The organism is Kovacikia sp. CALU 1929 (assembly GCF_056784235.1).
The window spans coordinates 57,793-74,710 of the sequence record NZ_JBXBCF010000060.1; the positions used below are offsets into that span (position 1 = coordinate 57,793).

A 16,918-nucleotide genomic window follows, 5' to 3' on the forward strand; every position below is an offset into this window, starting at 1 on the left:
TATTCTGTGGAATTGCTATCTTGGAGTTATTTTTAGTGGCTTAAGCAAATTGACCCAGTTCTAGGATTTTATAGAAAGACATCTAGGTGACTGCATGGTTGGAAATAGAACAGCTCAGATTGCAAGCATTATTGAAAAAAGGCAACCTCTCGCAACAAAAGTTGAAGAGGTGGAAAATAATCTTCAAGCTCGCAGGAAATCAACCTCACAACAATCCAAAGCGAAATCAATACTGAATTAGCTGCATTAAGTAAGCTGAAGACTCGTTTTTCACGTAAGACCTTGAATATGGTCGTGTAAGGCTTGTTCTTATTCAGGAGTCATGGTGGTGTGAGGAATTAACCCTCTTATTCTCCCTATAACCCTAGACTTTTGCAAAAGTGACATGCTCCCCACCAGCAACTTGAGTTAGTAGTCGCTTGCTATAAAGGAATCGAAATTAAAAATTCAGATCCTTGACCTAATTCAGATGCCACGGAAAGCTGTCCCCCGTGCTTTTCCACAATTGAATAGCTAATTGATAAGCCCAAACCCGTTCCCTTACCGACTGACTTTGTAGTGAAGAATGGGTCAAACAAACGCTGCCTCACCTCGTCTGACATACCAGGACCGTTATCTGCAATCTGAATCGCTACGGTATTGGCATCTGTCAACTGAGTCCGAATCCAAATCGTTGGTGCCTGTTCTTGGGCATTGACTTCATTACCAATCATTTTTTCATCCAGTGCATCAATCGCATTGTTCAGAATATTCATAAACACTTGGTTTAACTGACTGGCAAAGCAGGTTACGAGGGGCAACTGGCTATACTCTTTAACTATTTTGAGCGCAGGGTGTCCGGGTTTCTCCTTGAGACGATGTTGCAAGATCAGTAAGGTGCTATCGATGCCTTCGTGAATATCAACCGGCTTCATTTCTGCCTCATCTAAGCGGGAGAAATTGCGCAGGGAAAGTACTAGTTGACGAATCCGATCAGCTCCCACTCGCATCGATTGAAACAATTTCTTCAAATCATCTCTGAGAAATTCAAAGTCCATCTCTTCCATTTCCTGCTGAATAGTAAAGACGGGTTGAGGATAGTAATGCTGGTACTGATTAATCAGATGCAGTAGGTTTTTGCAATACTCATCAGCATGATTCAGGTTGCCATAAATAAAATTAATTGGGTTATTTATCTCATGGGCAACCCCGGCAACCATTTGCCCCAGGGACGACATTTTTTCAGTCTGAATTAGTTGAGTTTGAGTTTGCTTCAGCTCACTTAGAGTTTCAGAAAGATCCTGGTTTTTTTGGTTAAGTTCCTGGGTTCGCTGTTCTACTTTCTGCTCTAGTGTGTTGTAAAGCATGGCATTCTGTAGGGAAATAGCCGCCTGGGTTGTCAACAATTTGAGGACTTCCAGGCGATCGCGAGTAAACGCTCTGATCGTCAAATTATTTTCCAGATATAGAATGCCAATCATCCGCCCCTGGTTATGAATGGGAGTACATAAAATACTTTTGGGTTGTTGAGCGAGAATATAAGGATCGGTAATAAAACCTGTTTCAGTCCTTGCATCATCCAGGACTAAGGTTTCTGAGGTTCGGATGACATAGTTAATGATGGATTGGGGTACTGCTTGACCAGAATGGGTTAATTCTGTTTGTAAAATGGTGTGGTCAATGGCTTGACTAATGACAACCCATCGACCATTTTCTGGTAAAATCAGCTTGCATTGGTTCGCTCCAGCATTTTCAACTACTACCTGGATTAAGGTTGCAAGCAATTGCTCAAACTGAATTTTTTCAGATAGGGCTTGCGAAGCTTTGAGTACAGCAGCAAGGTCTAATGCCTGGAAAAGATTGCTACTACTGCTGGCAAGAGATGTGGAGAGTGACATCGGAACACTATCCACTTGATAGCTCAGTTTTTCAGGATTTAGGATAGAACTTAACAGTTGAGGATAGCGGGTTTCTAAATCGTAAGTTTTGGCGATCGCTCCCCAGTGGGCATAGCTATAGTAGGCATCTATCAAATAAACCTGAGCAATTTTTTCCTTACCCCATGCCAGATAAAACTTAGCTGTCAGTTCATAAATTAAGGCTTTGTCATTGGGATAGCCATTGTTTTCAACTTCAGCGATGGCGCGATCGTAGCACTCAATTGCCTCAATCTTTTGTCCTAGAATTCGGTAACGCTCAGCCTCAACCAGATAGAATTTGTGCAAGTAATTCATCGGAGCATGGTGTGCCCAATGTTGTAATTTATGCTGATTCTCTGCTACCTGGTCGAGCAATTTATGGTCAAGATTACTCTCAGATTGAGCCGCCAAATGGGCAAGTGAATCATAAAAGTAAAAGATTGGAACGGTGGCAAAGCCAGTTCCTCCTGCCAGAAATTCCTTTGTTTTCTGGGCATTGACTACTGCCTCGTCAATATGGCCAAAAATGTAAGATAGAATCAGGCGATGCAGGTAGAAATAATGAAGCCCGGTAATATCATTTGCTGCCAGAAGTTGAGATAGGGACTGCGCTTCATTCAAAGCTTCCCCCGTTAACGGGCAGGTATCGGATGGGTTGCCTAACAGGGTCAGAACGGCTTGCCAGTAAATTTGACAATAGTTCAAGGTTGTTACCTGTTTCAGAGATGCCAAAACCTGACTGTAGGTTCTAATTTCTTTCTCTAAAACAGGCAATTCTCGACCAGACAGATAGGAATATTGACAAATATCTTTGACACAGTAACCAACAAATTCCAGGTTGCCTGCTTCCAGTCCGGCTTGATAGCCTTCTATCAGAAAAGGAAGCGTTTCTTTGAGATGGGATTTGCCATGAATAATAAAGGCTCCCAACACAAAATAGGTGCGAGTTTTGATTTCTTTGCAGTCAGATTGGGAGACTAAACTAAGCCCAAGTTGACCAAACTGATCGGCGGCTGCAATATCTTGCAGAATGTTGGCTAGAAGAATGCTGTAACTGGCGTAAAAGAACGCAGACTGGGGAGCATTGCCAAATTGAATTGATGCGTTGACTTGAGACAGTATGACCAGGGGAAACAGCGTGGGTGCCGCCAGGAAAATAGCTGGAATAGCCGTGGAAACCAGCCCCATCACGGCTAGTTTGGCAGCATCTGTCATCGGCGGCAGATGGCTCAGATCTGCAACCTCTCGTCTGGCAACCAGCGTTGCGGTTTCCAGGAGTGCTGGTTGAATGTGCTCAGGTCCAGGTTGATCAGGAAACTGAATGCCAAACTGTTGAAGTGCCTGACGAGCGATCGCAATGGCATCCAACAGTCGGTTCTGTGATGTATACGCCTGGATCTTGACCTGATAAATTTTGACTTGATCCAGCAACGTATGGGCTTTCTGCAATAGAATGGCTGACCACTGTTCCATCTGCTCCAGGTCGCCGCACAGGTAAGCGGCTTCTGTGGCAGACTCATGCAGCGCCAGGGTTTGCTCGTACTGAGTTTGCCAGCAGTCAACCCGCAGCAGTTTAATCCCGGTGGTTAAATACTCTAGAGCGGTTGCATAAGCCGTAGCGGCTTTGGCTTTCTGTCCTGCGTGTAAGTTCAGGTGAGCCAGTTCATCCTGTTCTGCTTCAGTCAACCCTTGAAATTGGACAGTTTTGCCTTTAGGAGTGCTGCCCTGAGAACTTCTACCCTGGGAGGGTTTTCCATCCATCAGGGAGTGCGCTTCGGTTTGACCCGTCAATCCTGCACCATAGTTCAACTGGTTTACGATCTCAAAAATTTTCTCCTCTCGCTCTGCTTCAGGCGTGTTGGCTAACAGTTGCCGACCAATTTGCAGGTGGGTGGACTGTTTTTGTACGTCTGGAATCAAGCCATAGGCTGCTTGCTGGACGCGATCATGGAGAAACTTATAGCTGGGTGTGGGGTGTGGGGTGTGAGGTGTGGGGTATTCTGTGGTTGTCTGGGACTTTGTGCGGGTCTTTTCTACAGCTTGAAACAGTTTATAGCCTTCACCCTGCGGTAGAATTAGCCCTTCTTTGACCGCTTCCCAGAGGTCAGAAGCGGTTTCGGCTTTTGATTTGCCATAGACGATCGCCAGGGTTGCCAGGTCAAACTGATTACCGATACAGGCAGCCAGTTTTAATACAGATTGGGTACTGGGAGCCAATTTCTGCAATTGCTCTCCCATGAATTCCATCACATCATCCGTGAAAGACTGTGCCTTAATTCGATTCAGGTTGTACTGCCAGCAGCCAGCCAGGGGATCAAAGGAAATCAGGCGTTCTTCGTAGAGGGATTTGAGAAACTGACTGGTAAAGAATGGATTCCCTTTGGTTTTCTGACAGATCAGTTCAGAGAGGGCATGGGTTTGGTCAGGTAAGCAATGAAGGGTATCGGCAATCAGGTGATTCAGATCGGTTAGCTGGAGGGGTGCCAGGGCGATCGCGCTAACGGGTATTCCTGTTTGACAAATTTCATCAATCGTTAACATGAATGGATGGGCAGCCGAAACTTCATTGTCCCGGTACGCCCCGATCAGCAGGAGATGGCGGCTCTCAGTATCCCCCATCAACAGATGCATTAGCTTTAACGAGGCAGAATCTGCCCATTGGAGGTCATCCAGAAAAATAACGAGGGGATGATCGATGGCGGCAAAGACTTGAATGAACTTTTGAAACAGCAGGTTAAATCGATTTTGCGCGGCTGCGCCTAGTAACTCTGGTGCAGCGGGTTGGGGACCCAAAATCGTTTCCAGTTCTGGGATGACATCGATCAAAACCTGCCCGTTTTCACCCAAAACCCTCAGAATTTTTAATTTCCATCGCTCAATTTGGGCATCACTTTCGGTTAATAGTTGTCCCATCAAATCTCGAAAGGCTTGCACAAAAGCAGACAGCGGTACCCCGCGCTGAAGCTGATCAAACTTGCCTCGAATAAAGTAACCCCGCCGCAGGGCGATCGGCTTGTGAACTTCATTTACAACCGCTGTTTTACCAACCCCCGAGAATCCGGCAACCAGCAAGAGTTCACTGCGGGAGGAGGGAGGAGAGGGCAGGGGAAGGGGGGAAATAGAGGAATGGGGAGAGGGGAGAGGGGAGAGGGGCGCGTTATCTTCGTGCTGTTCTCTTTTCCTGTAGTCTCTACTCTTGCCTCCCGGCTCCTCTCCGGCTACTCGATCAAAGGCTGCCAGCAATGCTGCAATTTCCTGTTCACGTCCGTAGAGTTTCTCAGAGACGGCAAAGCGATCGGAAATATCTTTTTGCCCCAGTTTAAAGGGAGGGATGGTGCCGGTTTTGCCCCACTGATACCAGCATATTTCTAAGTCGTGTCGTAGCCCAAGGACACTCTGATAGCGGTCTTCTGCATTCTTTGCCATCAATTTGCTGACGATGTCAGACAGCGGCGCAGGAACGCTGGGATTGAGGCTATGAACCGCAGGAGGCTGTTTGGCGATGTGGCAGTGAACCAGTTCTACGGGATCTTCAGACTGGAAAGGAAGTTGCCCGGTCAACAGTTCAAAGAAAGTAACTCCCAGAGAATAATAGTCTGCCCGGTAGTCAATCCCCCGGTTCATTCGCCCGGTCTGCTCTGGTGACAGGTACGCCAGCGTGCCTTCCAGAACGTTGGGATTGGTCAGAGTTTGGGTTTCTTTGGGCAGCAGAGACGCGATGCTAAAGTCAGCCAGTTTGACCTGTTGAGTGGTGGGGTTAATCAAAATATTGGCGGGTTTGATGTCTTTGTGGATAACCCCGTGCTGATACAGACCTTCCAGGATGGTGGTGAGTTGAAGCGCGATCGCTAGAAATTCCGTCAGTTCTAATTGATGCGTCTGGCGATAGTCCCTTAGGGAAACGCCCCCAAAATCTTCCATGACTAACAGGTAGCCGTTACGAAAACTCTCCAGGCTGTAGGGCTTGACAATACCCGGCAAATCTAGAGTTTTGGCAATGGTGTACTGGTTGCGGAATTGAACCAGGTCACTGATGGTAGGATACTCTGCCTTGAGCAGTTTAATGACAACAGGTTTGCGATCGTCATCCTGAACTGCCTGGTATACAACGGTTCTAGAACTAATATAGAGGCGGTTAGTAATACGATAGCCTGGAATCAAAGTCGTCAACTCAACCAGATTCATCAGTGTCATCCTACAATCAACATAGTTTTAATCAGAATGCCCAGCGATTGTTTACACTACCCTGGGGACAATGCCCAAACTCAACGATTCGACACGTTCATTGCCCAGTAAATGTACGGTTGCTTCTGAAATTAGCCAGGTAAATTACCTAGATCTCCGACTTTTCAAACTTACTCAGATTCCTTACTTTGTCAATCAGTCGCGGTTCTGAAAGCCATCTATAGCAATTCTCAGCTTTGTGAGGTACATTTTTGGTCGTTCTTGGTCATTGGTCATTGGTTGCCCATAAAGGACTAATGACTAATGACTCATAACAAACCACCAGCTTAGTATTACATCAGCATGAGAACCGCTGTATGATCCCCTCCTTGAAGCGTTTTTTTGCCCTTTTTCTGATCAGTTTTGTACTGACAACAGGTATTGCCAGTTGCTTTTCTGGTAGCCAGATCAGTGGTGGTGGGGATATTATCCTGGCTTCTAAGGATTTCACAGAACAGGATATTTTAGGGGAATTGCTGGCGCAGCAAATTGAAGCTAAAACCGGACTCAGGGTTGATCGCCGTCCCCGGTTGGGAGGGTCCTTTGTCTGTCATCAGGCAATTACCAGCGGCAAGATTGATGTTTACATCGAATACACGGGCACTGCATTTACCGGCATCCTGAAGCAAAAACCGATCGCCGATGCTGGGGAAGTTCACAAACAGTTGAAACAGTTATATAACAACCAGTTCAACTTAGAAGTGATGCCTTCTCTAGGGTTTGAAAACACGTTTGCAATGATTGTTCGCGGTGAGGATGCCCAACGATACAACCTTAAAACGCTTTCGCAAGCAGCTCAGTATACTCCCCAGTGGCGGGGTGGATTTGGCTATGAATTTCTGGAGCGGGAGGATGGCTTTCCTGGGCTTGCCAGGGCTTACAACCTGGAGTTTTCCAGACCGCCCCAAATTATGGATCTGGGTTTAATTTACCGAGCGCTGATCCAGAAACAGGTCGATCTGATTGCTGGAAATTCCACGGATGGACAGATTGCCCGTCTGGGTCTGGTGGTGCTGAAGGACGATAAACACTACTTTCCACCCTATGAGGCGGCTCCCATTGTGCGTCAGGAAACGCTGAACCAATATCCCCAGTTACGGGATGCAATCAATTCCCTGGCAGGCAAAATTTCAGCCGATGAAATGCAGCGGATGAACTATCTGGTAGAAGGGGAGTTGGGCGATATCAAAGAAGTAGTACGGGAATTTTTGCAGGCTAAGGGACTGAGGTTTGCGATCGCCGGTTCCCCTCCGTGACCTCCGTTATTTGCTCTGCCCCCAGCGACCGCACCAGGCTCAACGGCATAAAAGGCTCACTCAGAAACCGACCATAGGTGGCGCTCAAAAAAGGGCGGTAGGCAGGCTGATTGCCAATGTAGGTCTTAAAAAAAGCCAGACTGAGGGCACTGACATACCGACGGGCGATCGCAGGGTTGGCACCCACAACTTCCTGGGGAAGCGCCACAACCCCTGTGGCGAGATCCGCACCGCTCAGGGCTGAAAAGTGAGTACCGCCATCAATCATAGCCAGATATTTATTGGGGGTTTTCAGCCAGGTAAATGGCTTGATTTGCTCTAGTAAGGCTGGTGCAACCGTATCCGCATTGCCGCTGACCAGCATAGTGGGCACCTGGATCTGGCTCAGTCCCTCCTGTCCAAATACGGCGCTGGTGATCGCATTCAGCGCAATGACTGCCTTCACCCGGTTGTCTTGTAGATTTGTCTGCCTCTGGTCCAGGAAAAGTGATTCAGCCCGACACTGAAGCAATAAGGATAAATTAAAAGTATTTTCCAGATCGCGGCAGTCGGTTTGCAACTGTTTAACATTGATGGATGCCCCACCTAGAGCCAGGGCAGTATACCCCCCCAGGGATTGACCAATCACCCCCACGTTTTGCAAATTTAACCGATCTTTCAAGACCACATCACCCGCTGTCTGCCGCCCAATCTCGTTCAGCATGTAAGTGATATCAAGCGGACGGTCTACAAACTCACTGGGTTCTGCTACCTCACTGACAATGCCACGAATTAACGCTTCTAGCTGCTTTGAGTTACTGCCAGGGTGTTCTGGGATCAAAACGGCAAAGCCGTGGGAAGCCAGATGTCGGGCAATGTACGCGAAGGTGGTGCGGTCCGAACCCAAGCCGTGGGAAATGACCACAACCGGAGCCAGTTTCATGGCTTCAGGAAGGATGCTTTCTGGCAGATAAATATCTACAGGAATGACCCGCCCAATTGCCCCGGTTTGAGGCGGACGGTTTTGGGCAGCACTGGTTTCCGGCGGGTTTGCCACACTTTTGCGACTGGCATCTATCAGCGTAATGCTCAGTTTTTTAGGTATGAAGGGTCCGGGAACACGCGGGTCGTCCAGTCCACCGAGGGCGATCGCCCCATCCGTCTGCTGCTCTATTCCTGCCTGTTGAGTCACTATCGTCGTTGCCCGCTTAGTCTGGTTGACCAATCTTTCCAGAGTGGCAGCAATCCCCAATCCCTGTTTAATGTTGACTCGCAACCCTTTACTGGGAAACTTACGCAGAAAATTCAGGACGGTCAACCCTTCAGGATCAGTCGCTGCCAGCAACGCGGCTGCCCGGATGAATTGCTGACCAGACTCCCGCGACTCAGGCTGAATCACCTGTCCAACTCGCTTCAGCAACTCTTCCCCCTGGGGGCTGTAGAGAAACTGAGCAAGGGCGATCGGACTCAAGTCTGCCCGCGATTTCAACACATTCCGAATCTGCTCAAGCTCTGCCGCATCGCCATACTGGGCATAAACGGCAATGTTCTCATCCATCGTGCCATCTCTGGCATAAGCCTCCAGCGCAGATACGGAAACGGAACGCTCTAAAATGCCATAGGTCACGTAAATTTTTTCCGCTGCACAGACGGGATCTGCAATAGAGGCTAACAGGCAGCCTGCTGCAACTCCCCACCATTTCAGCCGATAGAGACTAAATGGAAAAACCCGATTGATTAGAGAGAACGAACCTGAGTTAAAAGAAATCCTTGTCTCAAGAGCAAGCCGCAAATCACGCATAAACCTCATCCACGTTGAGAACTGGAGATTTTTCCCAGGAACAACTACGGGTTTCTAAGTTGGTGAGGTTTAACTGTCTCAACCCCACTGATTTAACCCCACTGAGGAGGAGCAATGTAAATTCCCTTGTTCCTACATACTCAATTGCCTCTATTCTGGCTCAACCGGGCGATCGCTAACAATCGGTAGGCGTTATGGGGTGGGTACAGGGTATCAGGAGTCACCCATCATATCCCGTACCCTGTCTTGCCTCCTACTGCTGAATCAGCTTCCTGACCTCCTGTTGCAGTGAGGGATCTTTCTGTACAAGAGCGAGAATTTGGTTAAACCGCTCAACATTCATCCCTTCAGCCTGAACCGCTTTTTCCATCTTGGACTGGGTACTTTTCTCAATCTCAACGAGTTGAGAAAATGCCTGCTTATAGCTCTGCTCTTCCTTAGAAGTCACCTGCTGGGTTGGTTTTTTAGCTGGATCTTGCCGTGACTGATGAATTTCGTTGAACCGCTCCTCAGTCAATCCTTGTTTTTGGACTGCCTGCACCATCTCGCTATCTCTCTCTTGCATAATCACCAGCGCTTTTTTGAGGGCACCCGTAAACTTTTGCAATTCTTCGGTACTAACCTTGGCTGGAGCCGTTGTTTGAGCTGGAGCAGGGGATGGGTTTTGCGCCTGGACTGGTAAGCTACTAACTCCTAACAGCAAAAGAAGTGAGCAGCCTGCCAAAATGTGTTTCACCATAAGTTAATTCCTGAATCAGTACAGTGGATTCTCAACTGTTTACTCTGCAATGAGAGGAAGTCGCATTGTCCGGGCATCAGCACGAACCCATCCCTAGTTTAATCAGGTCAGAAATTTCTGCAATTTACAAGATTACTTCTTGACCAGAAGCAATCCTGCAAATAGCACCAGCAGGACTGCTACAAATCCCAAAAGTCCATAGATGGTTTGTCGCTGCGCTGCGGTGAATGCAAAGGTATCAATGGCTTTTCACCCAACTCGGTCAGATTGGCGTAATGAATGATCGCTCTGTAGGCAATGATGAAGGCAACAATTCTCAGGTATATGCCCATCCAGGGATGTTCTGGGATTTGTCGTAATGCAATAGCGTAGTAAGTTTCTTGAACTGACTTGGATAGAAGGTGCTATATGCCACAGCCGATGCCGCAACCTGATGTTCCCCATTTTGAAGAAGAAGGGCGATTGCATTTCATCCAACCGGGCGACAAAATGCCCGCTCAAGAATACGCCACAGCCTTAGACTATATTGTTTTTACCTGTGTAGACCTTGCCTTTACTTGCAAAAAGCAGGTTCTATTGGCAAAGCGCAATCGACAGCCCAGACAATCCTGGTGGATTGTGGGTGGCAGAATGATGGCAGGAGAAAGCCCCCTGAATGCTGCCAGAAGAAAAGCAGCGGAGGAAGCTCAGTTAGAGGATTTATCGCCGGAGCGTTTTCGGTACATCGGAGCCTACTCCACTTGTTTTGCCCTGCGGCATCAGGAGCCTGTTGAAAATGGCTCCCACAGCGTTAACTTAACCTACCAGATTGACCTATCAGAAATTGAAAAGGAGCACTTGGTACTCAATCAGGAAGAGTTTGATTCTGAATGGAAATGGGTTGAGTTCAATCAAGTCCAGCCGTTACTAGAGTCCCACCAAGTTCTTGATCAGTGCTTGCTACATATCGTTCAAAGCCTCGAATAGAGATCGCAGGTGATTGGGGATGTGCCCCAAAATAAAGTACCCGCTAGACAAGCTGCTCCACGATGGATTCCCGCCTGCGCGGGAATGACGTTGGGACTTTATTAATTTGCGAGTCCCTTAGGAAGTCGTGGCTATAATTCTTCGGTTAATTCAGGTACACCTCAGCTATCTCTGGCGGGCATAGCGCCCCATCAATTCAGCGGTATCCAATACATGACCGTCCATTGCTTTTAACAGATCCCTTTTGGTTGCGCCTGGGGGCAAATTTAATGCCTGACTGAGTGCAAATAGTTTGAAGAAGTAGCGATGGGTACCGCTGGGTGGACAGGGACCTCCAAAGCCCAGGTTGCCAAAGTCGTTTTTACCCTGTACAGCATCCCTCAGTAAATTGGAGGCTTTAGCAATATTTTCTGGTAGCTCACTGCATTCAGCCGACAGGTTGTACAGGATCCAATGGGTAAAGGTTCGGTTGGGTGCGTCCGGATCTTCGACCACCAGAGCAAAGCTCTTGGTTCCTGGTGGTGATGCATCCCATTGCAATGGCGGCGAAATGTCCTCTCCATCGCAAGTGTACTGAGTAGGAATTAGATTGCCGCTTAAAAAAGCAGGACTTTTAACTTCCATATTGCCTCCCAGATAAGAAATTATCTCCGTCTGTGCTGATTGAGTATTCCTGGCACCTGGCACCTGGCACCAGATACCTTTAGGGACAGAAGGCTGTAGTGTTGTATTTAGCCCAAAAAGCATAAATACCCAGTCCCTATGCAGTCCTCTTCAGAGAATCGTGTCAAGCATGATGAATCAATCAACCCTGGGCAGTCAGCCCCATCTGCACCGACTCTTTCTATCGTAGTTCCGGTACACAATGGGGGTGAGTATTTTCGTCAATGTTTGCATAGCCTATCTGCTGTAGTTTCTAAGGTGTTAGAGATCATCGTGGTGGATGATGGAGGCACTGACGATTCCAGCCTTTTAGCGGAGCAGTTGGGCGCAAAGGTAATCAAGTTGCCCTCAGCCGGGGGACCCGCCCGTGCCCGAAACCGAGGTGCCCAGGTTGCCAGAGGAGATATTTTGCTTTTCGTCGATGCGGATGTCACCCTTACGGTGGATACCATTGACCAGGTCATTGCAACCTTTCGTGATCGCCCCACTCTGGCTGCCCTGATTGGTTCCTATGATGATGCGCCCGGATCGCCCAATTTTTTGTCCCAGTACAAAAATCTATTCCATCACTATACCCACCAAACGGGATGGGAAGAGGCTTCGACCTTTTGGGGAGCCTGTGGAGCGATTCGGCGTGAGGTATTTTGGGCAGTGGGGGGCTTTGATGAGGGCTACCGCTATCCCTCCGTGGAAGATATTGAGCTTGGCTACCGTTTGAAGCGGGCGGGCTATCCGATCCAACTGTGTAAGCGGGTGCAGGTGAAGCACCTGAAGCGCTGGGAGGTTGTTTCGCTGCTACGGGCAGAATTTTTTTATCGTGCCCTGCCCTGGACGGAACTGCTCTGGCGCGATCGCCAGTTCAACAATGATCTCAATCTGCGCCAATCCAGTCGCGTCAGCCTGATTTTGACCTACACGTTAGTCGCCTGTCTAATTGGGGGTTGGTGGTGGGTACCGGCATGGCTGGTCGGTATTGGCGTTATGCTTATCCTGCTGGGGCTAAATTTGCCACTGTACCGATTTTTTTATCAAAAGCGGGGGTTATTATTTACGCTTCAGGTGATTCCCTGGCATTGGCTGTACTTCCTCTATGGGGGTTTAGCGTTTGTGATTGGCACAATCCGTTATCACCTGTACCATAAGCTCAAAAGGAGTTCAGTTCATGAATTCTAAATTTGGTCGCTGACTTTAGGCAAGCTAAATTGAGGGGTGAGAAGTGGAACATTGTCCCGTTGTGGTTATTGGCGCTGGTCCTGCGGGATTAACAGCCGCTTACGAGTTGATGAAGCGAGGGACACGCTCGATTGTCCTGGAACATGCTGATAAGGTCGGTGGCATTTCACGTACAGAGGTTTATAAGGGCTATCGCTTCGACATTGGTGGCCATCGATTTTTCACCAAGGTCGATCAGGTTCAGCAGCTTTGGAAGGAGATTTTGGGGGACGACTTCATCAAAGTTCCCCGGTTGTCACGCATCTACTACCAGGGCAAGTTTTATAACTATCCTCTGTCTCTCCTCAATACCCTATCCAATCTTGGTGTCGCTCCCAGTGCCCTGATTTTAATGAGCTATTTGCAGGTACGCTTGAAAGCGAAGTTGAATCCTGGGCAAGAGGCAGAAACCTTTGAGGAATGGGTGACTGAGCGATTTGGGGAGCGGCTCTATCGCATGTTCTTTAAAACCTATACAGAAAAGGTCTGGGGGATTCCATGCAGCAAAATTCGAGCAGACTGGGCAGTCCAGCGGATCCAGGGGATGTCGCTCAAGAGTGCGGTGATTAACGCGCTGTTTGGTAGCCAGAATGCGAAAAGCCTAATCAAGGAGTTTGACTATCCCAGGTTGGGACCGGGCATGATGTGGGAACGCTGCCAGGAAAAGCTGGAGCAAAAGGGTACCCCGGTTCATTTGAATGCAACCGTGACACGAATTGAACGAGCCGGAATGCGAATTAAGCGGGTCACTGTGCAACAGGGCGATCGCACCTTTCACTTAAGTGCTGATCATTTTGTCTCAACCATGCCTGTCACTGCTTTGCTACGTTGCCTTGACCCGTTGCCTCCCCCGGAAGTGATGCAAGCAGCACAGGGGCTTAAGTATCGAGATTTCTTGATCGTGTCCCTGATTGTCAACCGGGAGCATCTCTTCCCCGATAACTGGATTTACATCCACAATCCAGAGTTTAAGGTGGGACGAATTCAGAACTTTAAAAACTGGAGCGCTGAAATGGTGCCCGACCCCAGCAAAACCTGTTTGGGGATGGAGTATTTTTGTAGCCAGGGCGATCCACTCTGGGAAATGAATGAGTCCGAGTTGATTGAACTGGCAAGCCGGGAGGCGATCGCCCTGGGTTTAGGTGTACGGGAGGGCGATGTAGAAGATGGCGTAGTGATTCGTCAGCGGAAAGCCTATCCGGTTTATGACGATGAGTATCGCCAGCATCTCCAGGTGATTCAAGACTATCTGGAAACGTTTGACAACCTGCAAACCGTTGGGCGGAATGGAATGCACCGCTACAACAACCAGGATCACTCGATGTTGACGGCAATTCTAGCGGTTCGTAATATCTTTGGCGAAAAGCACGACCTCTGGGCGGTGAATACCGAGCGTTCTTACCATGAAGAGTTCACAGTTCGGGATACACCATCCAAGCCAGTCGTGGTTGAGTTGCGTCCGCCTGTGCGTGTGATAGCATCCGATCCTTCTCCCGCCTCCGTTCCCAAGTTTCTATCCGAGGATGAGAGTCAGACCGTGCCAGTCATGGCTCCTTCTCATAGAAGTGAACAGGTTCATTAATGAGGATTGGGGGTTGGGGGTTTGAGGTTGGCTGTCTTCTAACAACCAACAACCAACAACTCTCCTTACTCCTCACCCCCTCACTCCTCACCCCTCACCTCCCCATGACTTCTGCCTCCCAAAAGAATTCTGTTCCCTCTGGGAGCCAGATGGCAAGCGGAACGATTCAGGTTTTCCTGGCGGAGGCGCTCCTGTTGCCGACTGGGCTGTTAACGGCTGCTTTTTTGACGCGGCAGTTGGGTCCCGATGGCTATGGCTTGCTGATGCTGGCAACCACCCTAGTTTCCTGGATTGGTTGGAGCATTACGTCTGCTTTTACCCGCACGACCATTAAGTTTGTAGGTGAAACTGAGAACTGGGAGACAGTGGCAACCACGGTTATCCAATTACATTTGCTATTGGGAATGGTTGCCGTGGCAGTGGTCTGGGCGATCGCCGATCCCCTAGCCAATGCCCTGGGTGAACCGACGCTGGCAAACTACCTGCGGCTTTTCATTTTAGAAGTGCCCATTTTTTGCCTGACCTATGCCCATCGCAGCGTGTTGGTGGGTCTGGGCAGGTTTTCCCAGCGGGCGATCGCTACAGCGATTCGGTGGATTGCCCGTGCCCTGTTGATGGTGGCGTTGGTTGCCGCCGGACTATCACTTTGGGGGGCAATCCTTGGCAGTCTGAGTGCTGCCCTGGTTGAACTACTGGTCTGTCGGTTGTTTGTCCATCCCCCGTTTATCAGTCGCGCTCGTTTCCCAATGCAGAAATTATGGGGATACGCAGTGCCCCTGTTTTTGCTGGCACTCAGTCTGCGGTTCTATGACAAGCTCGACCTGTTGATGCTAAAGCTGTTGGGTGGAACAGCAGCAGAGGCAGGGTTTTACGGCACGGCACAAAATCTGTCCCTGATTCCCAGTCTGTTTACGCTGTCGTTTGTGCCCCTGCTGCTGGCGACCCTGACGCGCACCATCAGTGCTGGAGGGGTCGCTAAAGCTAAACAGTTCAGTCGGGATGCGATGCGTCTGGTGCTGATGCTATTACCTTTTGCAGGCTTGGGGGCGGGGGCAGCCGAGGAGATCATCCAGTTGGTTTTTAGCCCCACCTTTTTACCCGCTGCTCCGCTGTTTGCTGTGCTAATTTTTGCGGCGATCGCAATGGCGATGATTGCTGTCACCACCTGTATTATGACCGCTGCCAGTAAACCAAACTGGACGATCGCCCTGACAGGTCCCATGGTGCCTGTGGCGATCGTAGCTCATCTATGGGTGATTCCCCGCTTTGGTTCGTTGGGAGCCGCCCTCGTTACCACCACCGTTGCCAGTGTGGATGCTCTGGCAACGGTGGTGGCAGTCTACTCCCTGTGGAAAATCATTCCCCCCCTCTCCTCCCTGGGGCGAAGCTTGCTGCTGGCAGGGGGGGCGTATGGGGTTGCCAGTTTGTGGGGCACCCCGGGTTGGTTAATTGTCCTAAAGCTTTCGCTTGTAAGCTTACTAATTCCGTTAGGATTTCTAGTCCTGGGCGAATTTAGCGATCGCGAGATCGAGCGGATTCAAGCAATGGTTCGCTCAGCTTACGGATATCTTGTCAGGAAACACCGCCCCAGCTAACGTGCATGACTCAACCACTGCCTTTTGTTTCAGTCATTATTCCTGTCTTTAACGATGCCATTGGGTTAAAGCGGTGTTTGGAGGCACTGGAACAACAAACCTATCCCAGACCCTTGTATGAAGTCATCGTGGTAGACAATGGCTCCTATGTAGATCAGGATATCGCTGGCGTGGTTGCTTCCTATGAGCAAGCGGTGTTAGCCAATGAAAGCCAGCCTGGTTCCTATGCGGCTCGTAATCAAGGGATTGCTCTGGCAAAAGGAAATATACTTGCGTTTACGGATGCAGACTGTATCCCTGCTGCTGATTGGGTCGAGCAGGGTGTTCAGACGCTGGGACAAAATCCTGACTGTGGGTTTGTGGCTGGCAATATTCAAATTTCCTTTCAAGACCAGAATCAACCGACGGCGATCGAACTCTATGAAAGTCTGTGGTACCCCCTCCCCCAAGCAGAATTTGCTGAGAAGCATCATTTTGGTGCTACAGCCAATATATTTACCTTTGCCCAGATTATGGGGCAGGTAGGAGTTTTTGATAGTACGTTAAAGTCCAACGGGGACAGGGAATGGGGGCAGCGTGTCTATGCAGCAGGGTACCGACCGTTGTATGCAGAAACGGTATGTGTTACCCATCCAGCGCGGCATTCTCTACGCCAGCTTTATGCCAGAGCCAGACGAATTATGGGGGGGCGCTATGATTTACAGCAAAAAAGTGAGCCTTCTTACTTAAAACGAAATGGCATTTTTGTTATCAACTTAATCAAATACAGTATTGCGCCGATCCTGATGCTAGGATTCAATCTTTTTCTAGACAGACGGTTAAAGACCTTTAATCAAAGAGTGCAGGTGTCTCTAATCATGTTTTTTGTTTCTTATGTTTATGTTTGGGAGATGCTACGCCTTAAAGCGGGAAAAGCATCCTATCGGGGTTGAGTTTAAAAGTATTCACACGATGCAAGCCTGTGGTAAAGTCATTCCTGTATAAAAACGGCACAAGCGAAAAA

At 48.9% G+C, this 16,918-nt stretch carries 11 protein-coding genes; 7 read left to right on the forward strand and 4 right to left on the reverse strand.

Features of this window, described 5'->3' with window-relative positions; genetic code table 11:
* Positions 1-422 precede the first annotated feature (422 nt).
* Positions 423-6,083 carry a trifunctional serine/threonine-protein kinase/ATP-binding protein/sensor histidine kinase gene (locus AC1S52_RS09110; protein WP_482028674.1) on the reverse strand — a complete coding sequence of 1,887 codons (5,661 nt, stop codon included), beginning with the start codon at positions 6,081-6,083 and terminating at the stop codon, positions 423-425.
* A 356-nt stretch (positions 6,084-6,439) separates the two neighbouring features.
* Between AC1S52_RS09110 and AC1S52_RS09115 the strand changes: the two genes are divergently transcribed.
* Positions 6,440-7,378 carry a glycine betaine ABC transporter substrate-binding protein gene (locus tag AC1S52_RS09115; protein WP_482028675.1) on the forward strand — a complete coding sequence of 313 codons (939 nt, stop codon included), beginning with the start codon at positions 6,440-6,442 and terminating at the stop codon, positions 7,376-7,378.
* Here the strand turns inward: AC1S52_RS09115 and AC1S52_RS09120 are convergent.
* Positions 7,338-9,158 carry an alpha/beta hydrolase gene (locus tag AC1S52_RS09120; RefSeq protein ID WP_482028676.1) on the reverse strand — a complete coding sequence of 607 codons (1,821 nt, stop codon included), beginning with the start codon at positions 9,156-9,158 and terminating at the stop codon, positions 7,338-7,340. The two genes, AC1S52_RS09115 and AC1S52_RS09120, sit on opposite strands and share 41 nt — an antisense overlap.
* 253 nt (positions 9,159-9,411) lie before the next feature.
* Positions 9,412-9,897, reverse strand: coding sequence for a DUF4168 domain-containing protein (locus AC1S52_RS09125; protein ID WP_482028677.1), 486 nt, complete (start codon positions 9,895-9,897; stop codon positions 9,412-9,414).
* 227 nt (positions 9,898-10,124) lie between these two features.
* Between AC1S52_RS09125 and AC1S52_RS09130 the strand changes: the two genes are divergently transcribed.
* Entirely contained in the window at positions 10,125-10,256 is a 132-nt protein-coding gene (locus AC1S52_RS09130) for a hypothetical protein (RefSeq protein WP_482028678.1), read from the forward strand.
* A gap of 49 nt (positions 10,257-10,305) precedes the next feature.
* Positions 10,306-10,863, forward strand: a complete 558-nt coding sequence (locus AC1S52_RS09135) for an NUDIX domain-containing protein (RefSeq protein WP_482028679.1) — start codon at positions 10,306-10,308, stop codon at positions 10,861-10,863.
* A gap of 165 nt (positions 10,864-11,028) precedes the next feature.
* Here AC1S52_RS09135 and AC1S52_RS09140 read toward each other — a convergent pair whose 3' ends face one another.
* Positions 11,029-11,487, reverse strand: coding sequence for a YbhB/YbcL family Raf kinase inhibitor-like protein (locus AC1S52_RS09140; protein ID WP_482028680.1), 459 nt, complete (start codon positions 11,485-11,487; stop codon positions 11,029-11,031).
* Between the two features lie 138 nt (positions 11,488-11,625).
* Here AC1S52_RS09140 and AC1S52_RS09145 point away from each other — a divergent pair, with 138 nt between their 5' ends.
* The 4 genes from AC1S52_RS09145 (at position 11,626) to AC1S52_RS09160 (ending at position 16,847) form a co-directional block, all read left to right on the forward strand.
* Positions 11,626-12,699 (forward strand): glycosyltransferase family 2 protein, encoded by a 1,074-nt coding sequence (locus AC1S52_RS09145; protein ID WP_482028681.1) that lies wholly within the window; start codon positions 11,626-11,628, stop codon positions 12,697-12,699.
* 43 nt (positions 12,700-12,742) lie between these two features.
* Positions 12,743-14,320: an NAD(P)/FAD-dependent oxidoreductase gene (locus AC1S52_RS09150; RefSeq protein ID WP_482028682.1), complete on the forward strand. Its 1,578-nt coding sequence runs from the start codon at positions 12,743-12,745 to the stop codon at positions 14,318-14,320.
* Positions 14,321-14,424: 104 nt separating this feature from the next.
* On the forward strand, positions 14,425-15,915 hold the full coding sequence (locus AC1S52_RS09155) for a lipopolysaccharide biosynthesis protein (protein ID WP_482028683.1): 1,491 nt from the start codon (positions 14,425-14,427) through the stop codon (positions 15,913-15,915).
* Between the two features lie 5 nt (positions 15,916-15,920).
* A complete protein-coding gene (locus AC1S52_RS09160) occupies positions 15,921-16,847 on the forward strand; it encodes a glycosyltransferase family 2 protein (protein ID WP_482028684.1) in 927 nt (308 codons plus the stop codon).
* Positions 16,848-16,918 lie beyond the last annotated feature (71 nt).